Raw genomic sequence first — 20,817 nt, 5'->3', positions numbered from 1 at the left:
AAGATAATACGAATATTGAACAAGATAAAATTCGCAATTTTTCAATTATTGCTCATATAGATCATGGTAAAAGTACATTAGCTGATCGTATTCTAGAATTAACTGGAGCGGTAGCTAACCGTGATATGAAAGCACAATTATTAGATAGCATGGAACTGGAAAGGGAAAGGGGTATTACAATTAAATTAAATGCTGTTCAATTACATTATACAGCTAAAGATGGTAATACATATTTGTTTCATTTAATTGATACACCAGGTCACGTCGATTTTACATATGAGGTGTCACGTTCACTTGCGGCTTGTGAGGGAGCAATTCTGGTTGTAGATGCAGCTCAAGGTGTTGAAGCACAAACACTTGCTAATGTATATTTGGCTATTGATAATAATTTAGAAATTCTACCTGTTATTAATAAAGTAGATTTACCAAGTGCTGATCCTCAACGTGTTATACATGAAATAGAGGATGTTATTGGATTACCAGCAGATCATGCACCATTAATATCCGCTAAAAGTGGACTTAATGTTGAGGAAGTATTAGAAAAAATAGTTCAGGAATTTCCAGCACCTTCTGGAAGCATTGATAATCCAACTCAAGCTTTAATTTTTGATTCATTTTATGATAGTTATCGTGGTGTTGTTGTCTTTGTGCGTATTAAAGAAGGATCCATTAAAGTTGGTGATAAGATTAAATTTATGGCTACAGGTGCTGAATATGAAGTAACAGAATTAGGGGTACGTACACCTTCTGAGGTAAAAAAAGACCGATTAGTTTGTGGTGAAGTTGGCTGGATTGCAGCAGCAATTAAATCCATTCAAGATGTTCATGTGGGAGATACAATTACGACTTTAGAAAATCCATCTCATGAACAGTTACCAGGTTATCGTAAATTAAATCCGATGGTTTATTGTGGATTATATCCTATTGATAATGCTAAATATAAAAACTTAAGAGAAGCATTAGATAAAATTCAATTAAGTGATTCTTCTTTAGTGTTTGAACCTGAAACGTCTCAAGCATTAGGTTTTGGTTTTAGATGTGGATTTTTAGGATTATTACATATGGATGTTATTCAAGAAAGATTAGAAAGAGAATTTGATCTTGATTTAATAGCGACGGCACCATCAGTTATCTATCATTGTTATTTAACGGATAAAACAATGGTTGAAGTAGATAACCCTGCGATGTTGCCAAGTCCTCAAGTCATTGAACATATTGAAGAGCCTTATGTTCGTGCCTCTATTATGACACCAAATGAGTACGTAGGTACTATTATGGAATTATGTCAGGCTAAACGCGGGGATTATGAAGATATTCAATATATTGATGATACAAGACGATGTGTTGTTTATGCAATCCCATTATCTGAAATTGTATATGATTTTTTTGATAAATTAAAATCCAGTACAAAAGGGTATGCGTCTTTTGACTATGAACTTATTGGTTATCGTACTAATAAATTACAAAAGATGGATATTTTATTAAATGGTGATGTTGTAGATGCTTTATCAACTATTGTACATAAAGATTTTGCTTATAGCAGAGGTAAAGTTATTTGTGAGAAATTAAAAGAAATTATTCCAAAACAGATGTTTGAGGTGCCGGTTCAAGCGGCATTACAGGGTAAAGTGATTGCAAGAACAACTATTAAAGCGATGAGAAAAAATGTTTTAGCTAAATGTTATGGTGGAGATATTTCTCGTAAAAAGAAATTATTAGAAAAACAAAAAGAAGGTAAAAAACGTATGAAAGCAGTAGGTAGTGTTGAAATTCCTCAAGAGGCTTTCATGGCAATCTTATCTGTAGATGATGATTAAGGTCTAGATATATCTAGACCTTTTTAATTAAATGAGTTTTCTTGACAAAATACACTATTTGTCTACATTTTGACAAATATAATCAATCATCCGTGTATTCATTACACATTTTAATCTATAATATAAATAGAGAAAGCGAGGAATAAAAATGTTAGCAAAAAGTAGTCATGGTCAAGCAATGGCAGGAAAGACACAATATGTAAAAAAAGAAGCTTTTGATAATCACCATCAAACAGAAATTAGATGGTTAGGTAATGCAAGTATTATGATTAATAGTCATGGCACAAATATTATGATAGATCCGCTTTTAGAAGGTTTTGACATGCCATTATTAATTGATATGCCAATATTACCATCACAAGTACCTTCTTTGGATGCAATTTTAATTACTCATATAGATAATGATCATTTTTCAAGAATGACGTGTACTGATTTAAAAACTGTATGTAACAAATATTATGCACCAAATTATGTAGGTGATGTGATGCTTGAAGAAGGGTATCCTGTTCAAAAATGTGATATCGGCGATGGTTTTAAAGTGGGATCATTGGATGTGAAGTTAACACCAGCAAAGCATAATTGGCAAAATGGTTCAAAAAAATGGCAATATCGTTTTTGGCTAGAAAAAGATTATTGTGGTTATTGGTTGGATACTCCAGATGGGACAATTTGGTTACTAGGAGATTCTCAATTATTGGAAAGTCATTTACATATGAAACAACCCAATGTTATTTTGTTTGATTTTGCTGATAATGAATGGCATATCACATTAAACGGAGCTATAAAACTTGCTAATACATATCCTGATGCTGATTTAATTTGTATTCATTGGGGATGTGTTGATGCACCCGATATGACACCATTTAATGGAAATCCGGAAGTATTATTTGATAAGATTATTAATCCTGAACGTATTAAAGTATTAGCACCTGGTGAATGTTATGTACTTGGAGAAAATCAATGAAAACTTTATATTTAATGAGACATGGAGAAACACAATTTAATTTACAACATCGTATTCAAGGATGGTGTGATTCACCACTTACTCAAAAAGGAATACAACAAGCAAAGCGTGCGGGAGAATATTTTAGACAAAATCATATTCAATTTGATCATGCTTATTGTTCAACAAGCGAACGTAGTAGTGATACTTTAGAAAATGTGGTAAATATGCCTTATCAACGTTTAAAAGGCTTAAAAGAGATGTATTATGGACAACTTGAAGCAGAAAGTGAAAGATTGAATTCCCATTTAACTCCTCAAGATTGTGAAACATTCTATCTTCAATTTGGTGGAGAGTCACCTAATGATGTGCGTGATAGAATGGTAAAAACACTCACTGACATCATGGAAAAGGAGGATCATCAAACAGTTTTGGCTGTTTCTCATGGCGTTGCATGTTTTAATTTTTTACGTGCAATTCAAGATCCAATGGAAGAATTAAAAAAAGGATTTGGTAATTGTTGTATTTTTGTTTATACATACAATCAACATCAATTTTCATTAAAAGAAGTGATTAGACAAGGAGGTAAGTAGAATGAAATATGTGCAATTAGGTAATACTGATTTAAAAGTATCTAAAGTGTGTTTGGGGTGTATGGGATTTGGTGATGCTAGTAAAGGAATGCATTCTTGGACATTACCATACGATGAATCTAAAAAGATGATTAAGTATGCTTTAGATCAAGGAATTAATTTCTTTGATACTGCTATGGCATATCAAGGTGGAACGAGTGAGATTTATCTTGGTAAAGCTATAAAGGAATATGCAAATAGAGCGGATGTAGTGATTGCTACAAAATTTCATGGTAGAACTAAAGAACAAATTCAACAGGGGATTACTGCTAAAGAACATATAGAAACATGTTTAAATAATAGTTTAAAAAGATTGCAAATGGATTATGTGGATTTATATATTCTTCATGCTTGGGATAATTTGACACCTATTGAAGAGACTCTAGAGGCTTTAAATGAGGTGGTTCGTCAAGGTAAAGTAAGATATATTGGTGTATCAAACTGTTATGCATGGCAAATAGCAAAAGCAAATGAAATAGCCAAACGAAATGGTTGGGCACCTTTTGTATCTGTCCAAGGTCATTACAATTTAATTTTTAGAGAAGAAGAAAGAGAAATGAAACCATATTGTGATTTACATAACGTTGCTTTGACACCATATAGCTCACTTGCTTCAGGTAGACTTGCTAAACATCCTGGTGAATCATCTAAACGTATGCAAGAAGATACTTATGCTAAAGGGAAGTACGATGCAACTGCTGATGCAGATTTAAAAATAATAAAACGTGTTGAAGAATTATCACAAAAGAAAAATGTGTCCATGACTGAAATCTCACTTGCGTGGCTTATGAATAAAGTATGTTCACCTATTGTTGGAGCAACAAAAACATCTCATATCGATGGAGCTGTTAAGGCAACAAACTTGATATTAAGTGATGATGAAATGAATTATTTAGAAGAACTTTATGTTCCTCATGCATTAGTTGGAGTGATGGCTAGTAATAAATAATAAGAAACATGTGATGTGAATGACTTTGTAATCACATCATTTGTTTCTTTTTTATTTTGTATTATAATTATTTGCATAAACAGACATAATAGATCAGGAGGATACAATGATAAAAATAGATTTAGTGACTGGCTTTTTGGGTTCTGGAAAAACAACTTTTATAAAAGAATATGCTCTGTATTTGATTGATCAGGGAAATAAAGTGGGGATTATTGAAAATGATTATGGCGCTGTCAATGTTGATATGATGCTATTAGACCAAACATTTCAAGGTCAGCTAGAAATAGAAATGATAGCCGGTGGGTGTGATGAAGATTGTCATAGACGTCGTTTTAAAACAAAATTAATTGCGATGAAGATGCAAGGGTTTGATCATATTATAGTGGAGCCATCGGGGATTTATGATGTCGATGAGTTTTTCGATGTGCTTCATGAAGATCCACTGTCTAGTTGGTATGAAATTGGCAGTGTTATTACCATTGTTAATGCTAAATTATCTAATCACCTTTCTTTACATGCAAAAAAAATGTTAGCAAGTCAAATTGCAAACGCAGGAACAATCATTTTAAGCAGAGTCGATGAAGCAAGTCAAAGTGATATCGAACATACATTGCAGGGTATCAATGAGTTTTTAAAACAAATACAATGTCGAAAATGTATAAATAAAGAAGATGTTTTAATAAAAAAATTTGAAAATTTTACAGATGATGATTATCAAATTATAGAAAAACGTGGATATAAGATTGAACCTTATGTTAAGGATATTACATCTATTCAAAGTGGCTTTGAATCAACTTATTTTTTACATGTCAATTTAGATATTCATATTTTAAAAGAACGGATTAAACAAATTTTTAATGATCCTGGTTGTGGACAAGTATTAAGAATAAAAGGCTTTATAGAAAGAGAGGGTCAGTGGTTAGAAATTAATGCTACAGATGATGATATCATTACAAAGCCAATAGATCTTGGACAACAAATTATTATTGTTATAGGCGAAAAGTTAAATAAAGAGAAAATAGAAAGATATTTAAAATAGCTTTCGATATTATCACATTAGTAGTAATTTATTATGAATTATGATAATATTATTATAGCGCTTAAAATAAGAAATGAATTGAAAGGAGAATTTTGAGATGGGATTTTTAACTGGAAAGACAGCTATTATTACTGGTGCTGGTCGTGCTGTTTTGCAAGATGGTAGTTGTGGATCAATTGGTTATGGTATTGCAACTGCTTATGCTAAAGAAGGAGCTAACCTTGTCATTACAGGGCGTAATGTAGCTAAATTGGAAGCTGCTAAAGAGGAACTAGAAAGATTATATAATGTAAAAGTTCTAATAGTTCAAGCAGATGTTAATGCAGGTGCTGATAATGAAACTGTTGTAGGTAATGTTGTTAAAAAAGCTATGGATGAATTTGGTCGTATTGATGTGTTAATTAACAATGCTCAAGCTTCAGCTTCAGGTGTACCTTTAGCACAACATACAACAGATCAATTTAATTTAGCTATGTATTCAGGATTATATGCAGCATTTTATTATATGAAAGCATGTTATCCTTATTTAAAGGAAACTCAAGGTTCTGTTGTAAACTTTGCATCAGGTGCAGGATTATTTGGAAATTATGGTCAATGTTCTTATGCTGCAGCTAAGGAAGGAATTCGTGGATTATCACGTGTTGCTGCAAATGAATGGGCAAAAGATGGTATTAATGTCAATGTTGTATGCCCATTAGCATGGACTGCCCAATTAGAAAAATTTGCTAACGATTATCCTGAAGCATTTAAAGCTAACGTTGCTACACCACCAATGGGACATTTTGGTAATAATGAATTAGAAATTGGTCGTGTATGTGTACAGCTTGCTAATCCTGATTTTAAATATATGACAGGGGAAACCATTACTTTAGAAGGTGGACTAGGATTAAGACCTTAATAAAGACACATCATATGATGTGTTTTTTATTGTTAATTTTGTGTTTTATGTTACAATAAGGCTATCTCAATTTGAAAGGAAATAGATATGAGTAAAGTAAATAAATTAGGTCAGTATAAGGATATTGAAGTAAACGTTGAAAAACACAATGTCACTGAAGAAGAATTAGAACAACAATTAGCTGCGTTCGTGGCACAAAATCCAACATTTGTTGAAAAAGATGGACCTGTTGAAAATGGTGATGTGACAACAATTGATTTTGAAGGATTTAAAGATGGTGTTGCTTTTGAAGGTGGAAAAGCTGAAAATCATCAATTAGAAATTGGATCTGGACAATTTATACCAGGATTTGAAGAACAAATGATTGGGATGTCTAAAGGTGAAACAAGAGAATTAAATTTAACTTTCCCAGAAAACTATGGTGCTGCTGACTTAGCTGGTGCTGATGTTGTTTTCAAAGTTACTGTACATAAAATTGAAAATAAGAAAGATTCACAATTAGATGACGAATTTGTAGCTTCATTAAATATACCTAACTTATCAACTGTTGATCAATTAAGAGAACAAATGAAAAATCAAATTCAAGGACAACATGATCAACAATACCAAGCACAAGTAGAAAATTCAATTTTCCAACAACTTATTGAAGCTTGTGAAGTAGAAGTGGAAAAAGAAGATATTGATCGTGCATTGAATTTACAAATTCAACATATGCAAATGGAATTAGCACGTCAAGGATTAGCGTTTGAACAATATTTACAAATGATGGGGACTAATGAAGAAGCATTCCGTCAACAAATTGAACCAAATGCTAAACAACAAGCAATTTTTGAAGCTGTTATTGACGCTATTGTTGAAGCAGAAGCAATTGAAGCAACTCAAGAAGAAATTGATCAACAATTAGATATGATTGCAGCACAAAATCAAATGACTAAAGAACAAGTATTAGAAAAAGTTAATATGGAAGATTTAAAACATGACTTTTCTCGTGTTAAAGCAAGCCAATTTGTTTTAAATAGTGCAAAAATAAAATAAAAAAAGAAAGTTGATAAACAACTTTCTTTTTTTATGGATAATCAATCATTAGTTCTTGAATAGTAAATTTTATAATGCTATTATATACAGTATAAAAAATCATAGAAATAGGAAAGTGGAGTAGTGCAATGGAACTTTTAAAAGAACGTATTCGTAAAGATGGAAAAATAAAGGAAGGAAATGTACTAAAAGTTGATAGTTTTTTAAATCACCAAATGGATGTCAAATTATTTCATGAGATGGGCTTAGAATTTAAAAAACGTTTTGCAAATGAAGAAATTAATAAAATATTGACGATTGAAGCTTCTGGGATTGGAATTGCTTGTATTGTTGCAGAAGTATTTGATGTACCTGTTGTTTTTGCTAAAAAATCGCAAACTAAAAATATTGCTGGTGATGTTTATACAACAAAGGTTGAATCTTATACGCATGGACGTGTTTATGATATTATTGTTTCTAAAGAGTATTTAGGAAAAGACGATAAAGTTTTAATTATTGATGACTTTTTAGCAAATGGAAAAGCATTAGAAGGTTTAATTGATCTTGTCCAAGGTGCGGGTGCTAAAGTCGCAGGTGCTGGAATTGTTATTGAAAAGGGATTCCAACCTGGTGGAAAATTTATAAGAGACCGTGGAGTTCATTTAGAGTCACTTGCAATTGTTGAAAGTATGGATGAAAAAACAGGTGAAATCGTTTTTAAATAAGGTTTTGAAAATCAAAACCTTTTTTTATTTTGTGTTAAATTTTATTAAACTAATAAATTTACTACATTATCTAGATTAAATGTACTATTTTTGATACAATGGGTAGGCAGTCAAATTGTACTAATGTTTATACATTGATACAATTTATAAAAAAGAAGGAGGAAAAAAGATGGAAAAGTCAAAAAAGATTGTTTGGTATAATCTTGCATTCATGGCATTTTCTACCGTTTGGGGTTTTGGAAATGTATTAAATGGATTTGTTTACTTTAATGGTATTCAAGTAATCTTTAGTTGGGTACTTATGTTTGCATTATATTTTGTACCATATGCCTTAATGGTTGGAGAACTTGGTTCTGCTTTTAAAGAATCAGGTGGTGGTGTCAGTTCATGGATTCATGAAACAATGGGACCAAAATTAGCTTATTATGCTGGATGGACATACTGGGCTTGTCACGTTACATATATTGCTAGTAAAAGCTCAGGAGGATTGAAAGCATTAAGTTGGGCAGTATTTAGAAATGCTGAAACTTATGATTCTTTTCCTACAATTGCAGTACAGTTAGTAACTTTAGTCGTATTTTTATTTTTCTGTTGGGTTGCAAGTAGAGGATTAAATCCTTTAAAGAAATTAGCTACTTTGGCAGGAACAAGTATGTTTGTTATGTCAATTTTATATATCATTATGATGTTTGCTGCACCAGCAATCAATCCTAATGGTGGTTATTTATCACTTGATTTTAGCTTAGATAAGATTGTTCCACAATTTAATGTTAATTACTTTACTTCACTTTCAATTCTTGTGTTTGCTGTAGGTGGATGTGAAAAAATTTCACCATATGTAAATAAAGTTGAAAACCCAAGTAAAGGTTTCCCTAAAGGAATGATTGCATTAGCTATTATGGTTATGGTTTGTGCTATTTTAGGAACAGTTGCAATGGGTATGATGTTTGATCCATCTGTAATTAATGGTAGTGCTGAGTCATTTAACTCATATGTATCTAATGGTGCTTATTGGTCATTTGAAAAACTTGGTGAATATTATGGATTGGGAGATACTTTATTAGTTATCTATGCATTATGTAATATGATTGGTCAATTCTCAACATTAGTTATCAGTATTGATGCGCCACTTAGAATGTTATTAGAAAACGAAGATTCACGTCAATTTATTCCTAGTAAATTATTAAAACAAAACAAATATGGTGCTTATATCAACGGTATCAAAATGGTTGTTGTTTTATCAGGAAGTATTATTTTAATTCAAATTATTGGTGGAGCTGGAGCTGCAGGTGTACTTGCTCAATTGAATAAGTTAAATTCTGTATGTATGCCAATGCGTTACTTATGGGTATTTGTTGCTTATATTGCTTTACGTAAAGCACATGATCGTTTTAACCCAGAATATAAATTTGTTAAAAATAATAAGGTTGCTTTATTCTTTGGTGTTTGGTGTTTCTTAGTTACAGCTGTTTGTTGTATCTTAGGTGTTTATTCAACTGACATCTTTACAATGTTATTAAATATCATTGCTCCTATTGTTTTAACAGCTTTAGGAATTGTTTTACCAAATATTGCTAAAAGAGAAAAAGCAAAACAATAAAATAACTTAAACATATCCTTTTGGTAAGCCAAAAGGATATGTTATAATTGCTTACATATGGAGGCGTAAATATGTATAAAGAAATTTCAAATGAAATGTTATCTTTTTTACAAAAAAGTCCTAGTGCTTTTCATGCAGTGGATAACATTAAAAATGAATTAAAAAAAGAAAACTACGAAGAATTATTAGAAGGTCAAAATTGGAATATTAAACCAGGTGGTAAATATTTTGTTACTCGTAATAATTCTAGTATTATTGCTTTAAATTTAGGTAAAAAACTTGATCATTATGGATTTAATGTTGTGGCATCCCATACTGATTACCCTACATTTAAAATTAAAGAAAATGCAGAAATTGAAGTAAAAGGAAAATATACTCAACTTAACACAGAAGGTTATGGTGGTATGTTGTGTGCAACTTGGTTTGATAGACCTTTATCAATTGCTGGTAGAGTTATTGTAAAAGAAGGAAATCAATTTGTAACAAAATTAATTAATATTGATCGTGATTTAGTTTTAATTCCAAATATGGCGATTCATATGAATCGTGCTGTTAATGAAGGTTATGCATATAATAAACAAATTGATATGTTACCTTTATTTGGTGGTCAAGATTGTAAACCAGGTGATTTTAATAAATTAATTGCTAAAGAAATGAATGTTTCTGTTGATGATATTTATGGAAGTGATTTATATCTATATAATCGTACTGCTCCTTCAATTTGGGGTGCAAATGAAGAATTTATTTCTAGTCAACATTTAGATGATTTACAATGTGGATTTACATCATTAAAAGGATTCTTAAAAGGATATAACGACGAATCAATTAATGTACTAGCATGTTTTGATAACGAAGAAGTTGGTTCAGGTACAAAACAAGGCGCTGGATCAACATTCTTATATGTTGTGTTACGTCGAGTAAATAATGCTTTAGGAAAAACTGAGGAAGATTATTACTGTGCATTGGCTTCAAGTTTCATGCTTAGCGCTGATAATGCTCATGCAGTTCATCCAAATCATCCAGGTAAAACAGATGTAGCTAACTGTGTGTATATGAATGAAGGTATCGTTGTAAAATCACATGCAGGTCAAAAATATACAAGTGACGCTATCAGTATTGCTATTTTTAAAGATATTTGTAAACGCGCTGGTGTTCCAGTACAATTCTTTGCTAATCGTTCTGATGAAGCAGGAGGAAGTACTTTAGGAAATATAGCTATGGCACAAGTATCAATGAATAGTGTAGATATTGGTTTACCTCAACTTGGAATGCATTCGACATACGAAACTGCTGGTGTCAAAGATACTTACTATATGATTAAGGCTGTTGAAGAATTCTATAATTCTCATATTAGTGAAATTTCACATGATGTTTTAAAGGTATCTAAATAATGAAAAAAGAAGAAATGACAACTGATATTGAAAACTATACAATGTCTAGTTTATGGGTTACTATGTCAAGTTATTTAGTGTTGTTATTTGTTAAAGAATTTTTGACAAAACATTATTTAATTAATTTTTCAATTGATTTATTAGTAGCGGTGTTTGCATTTTATATTGCATTATTTCAATTAAAAAATGATTATAAGTTATTAAAAAAATACCAACTTTCTAATAAAGCGTTATTGATTCAAATTATAACAATTATTATTTCTTTTGTTATTGTTTTGATTACATTAAAGAGCCCATTTGATGCTATATTCTTAATTTTAATTATTGGTTATTTTTTAAGTAAACGAAGTTTCAAACAGGAAATAATGAAAAAGAAATCTTGATAAACGAGATTTCTTTTTTTATAATATGTTTATTTATAAGGGGTGATTATATGAAAACAGGAATGATTTTAGAAGGTGGTGCTATGAGGGGATTGTATACTGCTGGAGTTTTAGATGTTTTATTAGAAAATAACATTGAAGTAGATGGTTATATTGGCGTATCTGCAGGCGCTGTATTTGGATGTAATTATAAATCGAAACAAATCGAAAGGGTATTACGTTATAATTTAAAATACGGACAAGACCCACGTTATTTTGGCTTGAAATCTTTATTAAAAACTGGGGATTTGTATGGTGTTGATTTTTGTTATCATAAAATACCAGAAGAACTAGATCCATTTGATAATGAGACTTTTATTTCCGATCCTGTTGATTTTTATGTTGGAATAACTGAGGTAGAAACAGGGAAACCAGCATATCATTTATGCAAAACAGGAACAGGTGAAGATTTACTTTGGATGCAAGCCTCAGCTTCCATGCCACTTGTGTCCAATCCTGTAAGCATTGACCAGCATCTTTATTTAGATGGAGGTATTAGTGATCCGATTCCATTAAAATATTTTCAAAGTATTGGTTATGAAAAAAATATTGTTGTTTTGACACAAACTCAATCATATCGAAAAAAACCAATGAAATTCTCTTCTATAATGAAAAAAGGATTAAAGAAATATCCTGCAATTTATAATGCAATGAAAGAAAGACATCAAGTATATAATAAAACATTAGAATATATAGAGGATTCTAAGAAAAAAGGAGAGACATTTGTTATTCGACCATCGCATTCTTTATCTATTAAGCGATTAGAAAATGATCCTATTAAATTAAATGAGGCATATTATCTTGGAAGAAATGATGCGTATAAAAAGTTAAATGAGTTAAAGGCATTTTTAAAACGATAGTTAACTATCGTTTTAATTAAAAATATCGAATTCTAAACAATATACAAGTGAATCAAACATTTTTGTATTGAATCCATAACATTGGCAACTATCAATTTCACCGGTCCAATCATTGTTTAATTGATCTAATAATGGTTGGATTTGATTTTGTTCGATATTGAATGTAATAAACAATTCACTATGATCTTTTATCATGGCATAAGGACGAGCTGGTGAAATTGAAAATAAAGGATTTATTTTTATTAATGCTTCTTTTACTTTATTTATATCATTGTCTTTTTCACTTGAAATAATAACGTGTAATCTTGCTAACATATATCCTCCTGTTGGCATTATCATATCATGATTTGCTTAATTTGACTATAAATTATCCAGGTTTCATTGACGAAACTTAAATGAAAAGGTAAAATTAACTTGTTGTTTTATATTTGTTTTTTGGGAAGGAGTTATTTATGGATAATTCAAAATCAATAGTAAAACAGGCATCAATTCTTGCTGTGGCTGGAATATTTGTAAGAATTATTGGTGTTTTATATCGAAGTCCTTTAACAGCTTTAATTGGTGATGAAGGAATTGGATATTATTCAACTGCTTATAATATATATGCTATGATCTTATTGATATCTTCGTATAGTATTCCTACAGCTATATCTAAATTAATAAGTGAACAAATAGCAATTAAACAATATAAAAATGCTAAAAAAATATTACAATGTTCTTTTATTTATATTTGTGTAATTGGTGGATCAGCGGCATTAATAGCATTTTTTATTGCTCCGTATATAGTACCTAAATATGCAGTTTTTGCATTACGTATTTTATGTCCAACTATTTTTCTTTCTGGTTTAGTTGGGGTTTTAAGGGGTTACTTTCAAGCACATTCAACAACGCTTTATACATCTGTTTCACAAATTATTGAACAAATTTTTAATGCTGTTGTTTCAATAGGTGCAGCGTGGCTCTTTATTCAACCTTTTATTAATGGTAATCATTCATTGATGGCCAGTTATGGGGCAGGAGGAAGTGCCTTAGGAACAGGTGCCGGTGTTTTAATTGCATTAGTCTATATGACTTTTATGTTCTTAAGAAAAAAGAATAAAATGATTGATGAAAGTGATGGTATAGAGTATATAGATACTTCTAAAGCTATATTTAAATCAATTCTGTCAATTGTAACACCAATTATTATATCAACATGTATTTTTAATATCGTTACTACTGTAGATATGTATATTTATTATTTCTTTATGAATTACAAAGGAATGGATTCTGTATTAATGAGTCAGTTATATGGCGTTTATTCTGGAAAATTCATGGTTTTAATTAACGTACCTATTGCTCTAGCAAGTGCCATGTCTACAGCTTCAATTCCAGCTGTATCCGGAAGCTATATCACACAAAATTTTAAAGAAACAAGAAAATTAATTAATAATGGTATCAATGCAACAATGTTAGTGCTTATTCCATCATTTATCGGAATGGCGGTTCTTTCTTATCCTATTATGGGCACACTTTTTCCACAAAAACAAACTTTACAAATTGCAGCCACAGTACTTACTGTTGGTTCACCAGCAATTGGTTTTTATGGATTATCGACTTTTACAAATGGAATTTTACAAGCGATAGGCCATGTTAAAGAACCGTTAAAAAATGCAAGCAAAGCATTGATTATTTATGCAATGATGCTATCAATATGTTTATTTTTATTACCAAAAGAATGGGCATTATACATTCTTGCTGCTTGCAATATTGGTTATGCAGCCATTGTTTGTTTTTTAAATCAACGGGCATTATCTCGTATTTTAAATTTTAAGATACATTTACGAAGAACTGTTTTATTACCTTTATTAGCTTCGATTTTTATGGGAGTCGTGGTCTATTTAGTTTATCATGGTTTATTTAATTTAACGAGAATGGTTTTTATCCCATTATTTATATCAATTATTATTGGAATTGTTGTTTATTTTATTGTTGTTTTATATTTATACAAAGATCATCCAGAATATTTATCAAATATTCCTTATGTTGATCGTATATTAAGAAAAATAAATCACTAAAGTGATTTATTTTTTATAAAGGAGAATTATGAAAAAAATAACGATTGGAATTTTAGCGCATGTAGATGCAGGGAAAACGACATTAAGTGAAAGCTTTTTTTATCAAAGTGGGCTTATTAAAAAAATGGGTCGTGTTGATAAAAAAGATAGTTTATTAGATTATGAACAGATGGAACGAGAAAGAGGTATAACTGTATTTTCTAAAGAAGGTGTATTTAAATGGAAAAATACTTCATTTAATCTTATCGATACTCCCGGTCATGTTGATTTTACAAGCGAGATGGAAAGATCGCTACAAATACTTGATTATGCTATTTTAGTTATTAATGCAAGAGAGGGAATACAGTCACATACACGAACTATTTTTAAGTTATTAGAGCATTTTAATGTACCTACTATTATATTTGTTAATAAAATGGATATGGCTTATCAAAGTTCTAAAGAACTTCTTAAACAAATTCAAAATGAATTATCTTCTTTTTGTTTTGATGCTAGTGAGGCTGATTTTCAAGAAAATATTTCTTTATTAGATGATTCTTATTTAGATGCTTTTTTAGAAAATGGGGACATCGGACAATATAATATGGAAAATGCATTCAAGAATAGATTGTTTTTTCCATGTGTTTTTGGATCGGCATTAAAAAATGATCATATTTCATTTTTATTAGATTTTATGGATCAATACTGTGTAGCATATCATCAAAAAGAGAAATTGGAAGGAATTGTCTATAAGATTACTTATGATAAAAATACACGCCTTACTCATATTTTATTAAGAGGCGGTTCTTTGAATGTTAAAGATGAAGTGTATCAAAAAGAAAAAATTCATCAAATTCGTATTTATCATGGAAGTAAATTTGATCTAGTTCAAACAGCACATGAGGGTGATATTATTGCTGTTACTGGTTTACATTCATTGGAGATAGGCATGGATTTAAATGGTCAATATATTTTGGAAAAGCCACAGATTGTACCGTTTCTTTCTTATCGGATTGTTTTGCCAGATGATTGTAATCAAAGTGATGCTATTAGAAAATTAAGAAACTTGTCTTATGAAGATCCTAATTTACATTTCCATTATGAATCTGAAATAAATGAACTAAGAATTCAAGTGATGGGAGAAATTCAATTAGAAATTCTTAAACAAATTATTTTTGATCGGTATCAGTTACCAGTAACATTTGATATGGGACAAATTTCATACTATGAAACAATAAGTCAAAGTGTCGAAGGGGTTGGTCATTTTGAACCACTTAAACATTATAGTGAAGTCCATCTTTTGTTAGAACCTTTACCTAGGGGAAGCGGTTTACAGTTTTGTTTAGATTGTAGTCCTAGTCAATTATCATTATCTTATCAAAATGCTTGTCTTCATTATTTAAAAGAGTCATATTTAAAAGGAGTTTTAATCGGTGGAGCTGTTACTGATATGAAGATTACAGTCATTAATGGAAAGGCACATCAAAAGCACACCGAAGGTGGTGACTTTAAAGAAGCAACATTACGGGCGCTAAGGCAAGGTCTTAAGAAGGCAAAATCAATTATTTTAGAGCCATATTATGCTTTTAAAATGACTTTAAATCAAGAATATATGAGTAAAGTTATATTTGATTTGGAATTAATGGACTGTAAATTTGAAATTACACAAGATGAAATGATTGTAATCAAAGGAACAGGTCCTGTTTCTAAAATGCTTGATTATCCTTTAAGATTTAAAGATTCTACCAAAGGAAGTGGTCATTTATCATATCAGCTTGATGGATATTATGAAGTCAATAATCAAGAAGAAGTCATAAATCAAATACATTACAATAGTGAAGAGGATCCATATTATCCTACAGGTTCTATTTTTTGTAAGAATGGTAGTGGGTTTTATGTACCATGGAATCAAGTAGAACAATATATGCATTTACCTTTAAAAAAAACATATCAGCCCCCAAAAAATAATCACCGTCAACAAGTTATAGATGAAAAAGAATTGGAAGAGATATTTATTCGTACTTATGGTCCAATTAAACATCGCCTATCTAAAGATATGAATAGAAAAATCGAAATAATAAATAATGAAAAAGTAACAATTTTGCCAGAGTGTTTATTAGTTGATGGTTATAATGTTATATTTTCATGGGATGAGTTGAAAGATTTAGCTAAAGATAATTTAGATGCTGCAAGAATGAAACTTATTGATATGATGTGTAATTACCAAGGATACAAAAATAATGTTTTAATACTTGTTTTTGATGCTTATAAAGTAAAAAAGAATGATGGACTTATTGAAAAATACGATAATATTTTTCTGGTTTATACAAAAGAAGCTCAAACGGCAGATATGTATATTGAAAGGGTAACTCATGATTTAGCTAAAAATTTTAGAGTTGTCGTTGTGACATCAGATGCTTTAGAACAACTCATTGTCAGTGGTAGAGGTGCAACGAGAATGTCTTCTCGAGAATTTGAGATGATTGTAAGTCATACACATAAAGAGAATTACGATGAATTTAAACGTAAAAATAAGGTTATGAAGAACTATTTATTAGATGATTTTAAAGGAGACAAGTAGTCTCCTTTAATTCTTAACATGATGATGACAAGTAAAAGAATGATCATCAATAGCTTTAAATTTGTAACCTTTATTCAAATAGTATTGAATAATTGTTGGTAAAGCTTCTACTGTTGTTGTTTTAGTGTTTGTATCATGAGCTAATATAATGATATTGTTATGTGATGAATGCGTGGCTGATTGAATGATCTTGTTTACAGAAACAAGGTGAGCAGTGGCATCACCTGTACCACAGTTCCAATCATAATACTGGTATCCTTCATCGATAACGCGTTTAGTCAGCGCCGACATAATTCCTATATTATATTGTTTAGATATTTGATTACTACTTCCTCCTGGAAAGCGTATATAATGGGGTGTATAGCCAATGAGATTATTTAACATCTGGCTTAAACGTTCTAAGTCAGCCATGTAGTCATTGACTGATTTGTATATTTTATCATAATCATGGCTGTATGAGTGCATTCCTATAGTATGTCCTTTTTCTTGGGCTAATTTTATATATTTATTATAATTTTGACCATTACCTGTTACAAAAAAAGTAGCTTTGATTTTATACTGATCTAATATTCTTAATATTTTAATTGTATTTGATGATGGACCATCATCAAAAGTTAAATATACTATTTTTTCATGACTTTCCTGTTCAACTCCTATTTTGATATTTTTGACAACCGTTATTTTTCTTATTCTTTTTGTTTGATTTCCTGAACGATCTTTTACAATATATGATACATAATATGTTCCTTCTTTAGATATATCAAATTGGTTTGAATTAATAATAAGTTGTGGGTGAGGGTCTTGATTATCGTGATAAACAAGGCCTTCTTTTAAATCATAAGGAGTGTTGATTTTTAATGTAAGAGGTTGAAGATTTTTGATAATTGGTTTTTGTTTATCGGCTTTGCATATTTTAAGATATGTGCTTTTGGTTGTCTTATTATGCGCTTGGTCTTCAACTGTAATCGATATTTTTTGTTTACCAGGCTTATTGAATCGATATTTTTTGTCAAAATATATTTTTGTTTGGGTTTGATCTTGAATATGGCTAATAAAATTTTTAGGATATGCTTGCATGCCTAAATCTATTTCATAAGGATGAATCTGAAATGATGGCTTTTTTGAATCAATAACATCCACTTTTAGGGGATATTGACGATGATGATAGTGATAGTTTATGGTATATGTTCCTAGCTTATGAATATTAAGATTATTGATATTATAAGAAACGTCTTTAATTTTACCGTTTTTTACTGATTTAATATTTGCTAAAAAGTTGTACTGTTGGTGTATTTCAATACGTGGGTGATTCTCAAAAAAAATAAGTTCTTTTTGATATTTTTGATAACAAAAGATAATACTCAATATAATGACAAAGGAAAGAAAAAGATATTTTAAATGAAATTGTTTTAACATTTTATGTCACCTAGTTGACTTTCTTTCTTGATTTTTATATAAATTAACTAAAAAGGGAGTTGAATATCATGTCAGAAATAATTGAATGGGGATGTATATATGATTATTTAAATTGGTGGGGAAATTTATCATTTGAACAAGTTCCATTTAATGATGTAGATAGTTTGATATTGAGTGAATTATCATACATTTCATGTGATGATTATATAAAAGAAAATATGACAATTGGTGAGTTATCACTATACTGTCAAAATGCTTTAAAAGATGCAAAATCAGAATTTTCTTTAATATATGAATCAACAAATTTAGTTCAAATATTAAATAATTATTCTCGCTTCAAAGATATTTCTATTATTCGATATTGTAATGATATTGATTATTGTAAAGAAAAACAGTTTTCAGCTATGACATTTGTTTTACCACAATGTTGTTTATATATTGCTTTTAGAGGAACGGATGATACTATCTTGGGCTGGAAAGAAGATTTTAATATGATATATAGAGAAAAAGTTCCATCTCAAGAAGAGGCAGTTAAGTATACTGAACAAGTCATAAAAGATTACAAAATAATATTAAATAAAAAAGGGCACTTTTTTAAATATCCTCATGTATATTTAGCTGGTCATTCTAAAGGTGGCAATTTAGCTATTTATGCAGGAGTCAAATTAGATAGAAAAATAAAAAAGTATGTTAAAAAAATCTATAATTTTGATGGACCAGGCTTTAATCAGTCATTTTTAAAAACAACTGAATATCAAGAAATGAAAGATAAGATTATTACTTTTAGACCGCAAGGAAGTGTTATAGGTGGTCTTTTATATCATGATTGTAGACAGATAATTGTGAGTTCTTTTTCACATACGATGATGCAACATAGTGGGTTTACATGGAAAATAAAGGCTGATAAATTTAAGGTATGTGATCAATTGGATGAACGCTGTATCAAGATTAATGATGAGATTAATAAAATATTAGAAAGTATGGATAATGTTCAAAAAGAATCCTTTGTTAATGAATTCTTTGAATTGCTTAACCAATCTAATATTAAAATGGTTTGTGATATTACTGAAAATAAACTGAATAAGTTAATAACGGGGATGAAGGGATTTAAAAATATGTCTAGTGTAAATAGAACTATATCATTAACTTTGCTTAAATACATGCTACTTTTAGAAGGAAAACATTTATTTTAAATTAAAAGGAAATAATTACTTATTTCCTTTTAATTGTGTTTCTAATATGGAAACAATATTTTCAAAAAATAGTTGATCTTCCTTTGAAAAACGGTTAACTTTGTATGAATCTAAATCTAATACGCCATAAAGTTGATTTTGAAAAATAATAGGAATGACTAGCTCACTTTGACTCAAACTATCACAGGCAATATGTCCGGCAAATTCATGGACATTTGCAATTCTTTGGGTTTCTTTAGTAATTGCACATTTTCCACAAACACCACGATTTAATTGTATTTCATTACAGGCAACCAATCCTTGAAATGGACCTAAAATTAATTTATCATCATAATATAAGTAAAATCCCGCCCAAGAAACATCTTTAATGTTTTCTTTAATAAATGCTGATGTGTTTGCAAGCAGAGAAAGATCATAATTTATATTTTCAATTAATGCTTGATATTGTTTCAATAATAATGTATTCATGATATCACCTCAGTATGACTATAGCATAAAAAAAGGAGTGTTTGTATGATTGATATCGATAAAGCGAAAAAAAGATTTGAAAAGTATGTGAGTCAATATGATTTAAATAATGATAAAATCAGATTAAAAATGATTCACACATATTGTGTAGTTGAAACTTCTAAATACATTGCAATACACGAACAGTTATCTTACGAAGATTACCAGTTATCTTTATTAATTGCGTTGTTACATGACATCGGTCGCTTTGAACAATTGAAACAATTTAATAGTTTTAGTGATCAAAACGTAGATCATGCTTTATTAGGTGTAAAAATATTATTTGAGGATAATTTGATTAGAGAATTTATTGACACTGACCAATATGATCAAATTATAAAATCGGCTATTCAGTATCATTCTTTATATCAATTACCTGTCATTAAAGATCAAAAAATTTTATTGCATGCGAAGCTAATAAGGGATAGCGATAAGTTAGATAATTTTAGAGTCAAAAACATTGAATCTATTGAAACTTTGTTTGATATATCTGAAGAAAACTTTGTTAATCAATTGGTTAGTGATAATATTATTGACGATATTAAAAAACATCACTTAATATTATCAAGCAATAGAAAAAATGAAGTTGATATGTGGGTTTCTTATTTTGCTTTTGTTTTTGATTTGAATTTTAACGCTAGTTTTCAGTATTTAAAAGAAACGCAATATATAAGAAAAAATATAGATCGTTTTGTTTATAATCCTTTGTTGAAAAAACAAATGGAATTTGTAAAAAATGAATGTAATCAGTATGTTTTAAATCATCTTTAGAGTATAAATTTTGTTATTTTATC

At 29.8% G+C, this 20,817-nt stretch carries 19 protein-coding genes; 16 read left to right on the top strand and 3 right to left on the bottom strand.

Going from position 1 to position 20,817, the window contains the following annotated elements; translation table 11 throughout:
• Nucleotides 1–14 precede the first annotated feature (14 nt).
• From lepA to DW911_RS00985, 12 genes are all read left to right on the top strand, one after another.
• Nucleotides 15–1,817: a translation elongation factor 4 gene (gene lepA / locus DW911_RS01040; RefSeq protein WP_118431190.1), complete on the top strand. Its 1,803-nt coding sequence runs from the start codon at nt 15–17 to the stop codon at nt 1,815–1,817.
• Between the two features lie 148 nt (nt 1,818–1,965).
• A complete protein-coding gene (locus DW911_RS01035) occupies nt 1,966–2,781 on the top strand; it encodes an MBL fold metallo-hydrolase (RefSeq protein WP_118431127.1) in 816 nt (271 codons plus the stop codon).
• Nucleotides 2,778–3,353: a histidine phosphatase family protein gene (locus DW911_RS01030; RefSeq protein WP_118431125.1), complete on the top strand. Its 576-nt coding sequence runs from the start codon at nt 2,778–2,780 to the stop codon at nt 3,351–3,353. Before DW911_RS01035 ends, DW911_RS01030 begins: the two co-directional genes overlap by 4 nt.
• A gap of 1 nt (nt 3,354) precedes the next feature.
• A complete protein-coding gene (locus DW911_RS01025; protein ID WP_118431123.1) occupies nt 3,355–4,341 on the top strand; it encodes an aldo/keto reductase in 987 nt (328 codons plus the stop codon).
• A gap of 106 nt (nt 4,342–4,447) precedes the next feature.
• The gene (locus DW911_RS01020; protein ID WP_118431121.1) at nt 4,448–5,380 is read left to right on the top strand and encodes a GTP-binding protein; all 933 of its coding nucleotides are present in this window, start codon (nt 4,448–4,450) and stop codon (nt 5,378–5,380) included.
• A gap of 97 nt (nt 5,381–5,477) precedes the next feature.
• Entirely contained in the window at nt 5,478–6,278 is an 801-nt protein-coding gene (locus tag DW911_RS01015; protein WP_118431119.1) for an SDR family NAD(P)-dependent oxidoreductase, read from the top strand.
• 87 nt (nt 6,279–6,365) lie between these two features.
• Nucleotides 6,366–7,313, top strand: a complete 948-nt coding sequence (gene tig, locus DW911_RS01010; protein WP_118431117.1) for a trigger factor — start codon at nt 6,366–6,368, stop codon at nt 7,311–7,313.
• A 128-nt stretch (nt 7,314–7,441) separates the two neighbouring features.
• Nucleotides 7,442–8,017 carry a xanthine phosphoribosyltransferase gene (locus tag DW911_RS01005; RefSeq protein ID WP_118431115.1) on the top strand — a complete coding sequence of 192 codons (576 nt, stop codon included), beginning with the start codon at nt 7,442–7,444 and terminating at the stop codon, nt 8,015–8,017.
• 169 nt (nt 8,018–8,186) lie between these two features.
• On the top strand, nt 8,187–9,617 hold the full coding sequence (locus tag DW911_RS01000) for an APC family permease (RefSeq protein ID WP_118431113.1): 1,431 nt from the start codon (nt 8,187–8,189) through the stop codon (nt 9,615–9,617).
• Between the two features lie 71 nt (nt 9,618–9,688).
• On the top strand, nt 9,689–11,008 hold the full coding sequence (locus DW911_RS00995) for a M18 family aminopeptidase (RefSeq protein ID WP_118607363.1): 1,320 nt from the start codon (nt 9,689–9,691) through the stop codon (nt 11,006–11,008).
• The gene (locus tag DW911_RS00990; protein WP_118431109.1) at nt 11,008–11,391 is read left to right on the top strand and encodes a hypothetical protein; all 384 of its coding nucleotides are present in this window, start codon (nt 11,008–11,010) and stop codon (nt 11,389–11,391) included. Before DW911_RS00995 ends, DW911_RS00990 begins: the two co-directional genes overlap by 1 nt.
• Before the next feature lie 50 nt (nt 11,392–11,441).
• On the top strand, nt 11,442–12,290 hold the full coding sequence (locus DW911_RS00985; RefSeq protein ID WP_118607362.1) for a patatin-like phospholipase family protein: 849 nt from the start codon (nt 11,442–11,444) through the stop codon (nt 12,288–12,290).
• 12 nt (nt 12,291–12,302) lie between these two features.
• On the opposite strand, the gene DW911_RS00980 is transcribed toward DW911_RS00985, so the two are convergent.
• Nucleotides 12,303–12,605, bottom strand: a complete 303-nt coding sequence (locus tag DW911_RS00980) for a hypothetical protein (protein WP_118431105.1) — start codon at nt 12,603–12,605, stop codon at nt 12,303–12,305.
• A 137-nt stretch (nt 12,606–12,742) separates the two neighbouring features.
• On the opposite strand from DW911_RS00980, the gene DW911_RS00975 reads away from it, so the two are divergent.
• Nucleotides 12,743–14,347: a putative polysaccharide biosynthesis protein gene (locus DW911_RS00975; protein WP_118431103.1), complete on the top strand. Its 1,605-nt coding sequence runs from the start codon at nt 12,743–12,745 to the stop codon at nt 14,345–14,347.
• A 28-nt stretch (nt 14,348–14,375) separates the two neighbouring features.
• Nucleotides 14,376–16,907 carry a translation factor GTPase family protein gene (locus tag DW911_RS00970; protein WP_118431101.1) on the top strand — a complete coding sequence of 844 codons (2,532 nt, stop codon included), beginning with the start codon at nt 14,376–14,378 and terminating at the stop codon, nt 16,905–16,907.
• A 6-nt stretch (nt 16,908–16,913) separates the two neighbouring features.
• On the opposite strand, the gene DW911_RS00965 is transcribed toward DW911_RS00970, so the two are convergent.
• On the bottom strand, nt 16,914–18,323 hold the full coding sequence (locus DW911_RS00965; protein ID WP_118431099.1) for a polysaccharide deacetylase: 1,410 nt from the start codon (nt 18,321–18,323) through the stop codon (nt 16,914–16,916).
• Between the two features lie 68 nt (nt 18,324–18,391).
• Here DW911_RS00965 and DW911_RS00960 point away from each other — a divergent pair, with 68 nt between their 5' ends.
• A complete protein-coding gene (locus DW911_RS00960; protein WP_118431097.1) occupies nt 18,392–19,516 on the top strand; it encodes an Mbeg1-like protein in 1,125 nt (374 codons plus the stop codon).
• Between the two features lie 15 nt (nt 19,517–19,531).
• On the opposite strand, the gene DW911_RS00955 is transcribed toward DW911_RS00960, so the two are convergent.
• Entirely contained in the window at nt 19,532–19,984 is a 453-nt protein-coding gene (locus DW911_RS00955; protein WP_118431095.1) for a GAF domain-containing protein, read from the bottom strand.
• Between the two features lie 45 nt (nt 19,985–20,029).
• On the opposite strand from DW911_RS00955, the gene DW911_RS00950 reads away from it, so the two are divergent.
• A complete protein-coding gene (locus DW911_RS00950) occupies nt 20,030–20,794 on the top strand; it encodes an HD domain-containing protein (protein WP_118431093.1) in 765 nt (254 codons plus the stop codon).
• The last annotated feature ends 23 nt before the right edge of the window (nt 20,795–20,817 follow it).

The organism is Erysipelatoclostridium sp. AM42-17, from assembly GCF_003480255.1.
Classification (GTDB): domain Bacteria; phylum Bacillota_I; class Bacilli_A; order Erysipelotrichales; family Coprobacillaceae; genus Faecalibacillus.
This window is presented reverse-complemented; position numbering and strand designations above follow the sequence as displayed.

Excerpts from the sequence above, each read along its gene's own strand:
- DW911_RS00985 (WP_118607362.1), top strand. The coding sequence starts at position 11,442 with ATGAAAACAGGAATGATTTTAGAAGGTGGTGCTATGAGGGGATTGTAT.
- DW911_RS00950 (WP_118431093.1), top strand. The coding sequence starts at position 20,030 with ATGATTGATATCGATAAAGCGAAAAAAAGATTTGAAAAGTATGTGAGT.
- DW911_RS01020 (WP_118431121.1), top strand. The coding sequence starts at position 4,448 with ATGATAAAAATAGATTTAGTGACTGGCTTTTTGGGTTCTGGAAAAACA.
- DW911_RS01025 (WP_118431123.1), top strand. The coding sequence starts at position 3,355 with ATGAAATATGTGCAATTAGGTAATACTGATTTAAAAGTATCTAAAGTG.
- DW911_RS01005 (WP_118431115.1), top strand. The coding sequence starts at position 7,442 with ATGGAACTTTTAAAAGAACGTATTCGTAAAGATGGAAAAATAAAGGAA.
- DW911_RS00980 (WP_118431105.1), bottom strand. The coding sequence starts at position 12,605 with ATGTTAGCAAGATTACACGTTATTATTTCAAGTGAAAAAGACAATGAT.
- DW911_RS00995 (WP_118607363.1), top strand. The coding sequence starts at position 9,689 with ATGTATAAAGAAATTTCAAATGAAATGTTATCTTTTTTACAAAAAAGT.
- DW911_RS01015 (WP_118431119.1), top strand. The coding sequence starts at position 5,478 with ATGGGATTTTTAACTGGAAAGACAGCTATTATTACTGGTGCTGGTCGT.
- tig (WP_118431117.1), top strand. The coding sequence starts at position 6,366 with ATGAGTAAAGTAAATAAATTAGGTCAGTATAAGGATATTGAAGTAAAC.
- DW911_RS01030 (WP_118431125.1), top strand. The coding sequence starts at position 2,778 with ATGAAAACTTTATATTTAATGAGACATGGAGAAACACAATTTAATTTA.
- DW911_RS00960 (WP_118431097.1), top strand. The coding sequence starts at position 18,392 with ATGTCAGAAATAATTGAATGGGGATGTATATATGATTATTTAAATTGG.
- DW911_RS00970 (WP_118431101.1), top strand. The coding sequence starts at position 14,376 with ATGAAAAAAATAACGATTGGAATTTTAGCGCATGTAGATGCAGGGAAA.
- DW911_RS00975 (WP_118431103.1), top strand. The coding sequence starts at position 12,743 with ATGGATAATTCAAAATCAATAGTAAAACAGGCATCAATTCTTGCTGTG.
- DW911_RS00990 (WP_118431109.1), top strand. The coding sequence starts at position 11,008 with ATGAAAAAAGAAGAAATGACAACTGATATTGAAAACTATACAATGTCT.
- DW911_RS01035 (WP_118431127.1), top strand. The coding sequence starts at position 1,966 with ATGTTAGCAAAAAGTAGTCATGGTCAAGCAATGGCAGGAAAGACACAA.
- DW911_RS00965 (WP_118431099.1), bottom strand. The coding sequence starts at position 18,323 with ATGTTAAAACAATTTCATTTAAAATATCTTTTTCTTTCCTTTGTCATT.
- DW911_RS00955 (WP_118431095.1), bottom strand. The coding sequence starts at position 19,984 with ATGAATACATTATTATTGAAACAATATCAAGCATTAATTGAAAATATA.
- DW911_RS01000 (WP_118431113.1), top strand. The coding sequence starts at position 8,187 with ATGGAAAAGTCAAAAAAGATTGTTTGGTATAATCTTGCATTCATGGCA.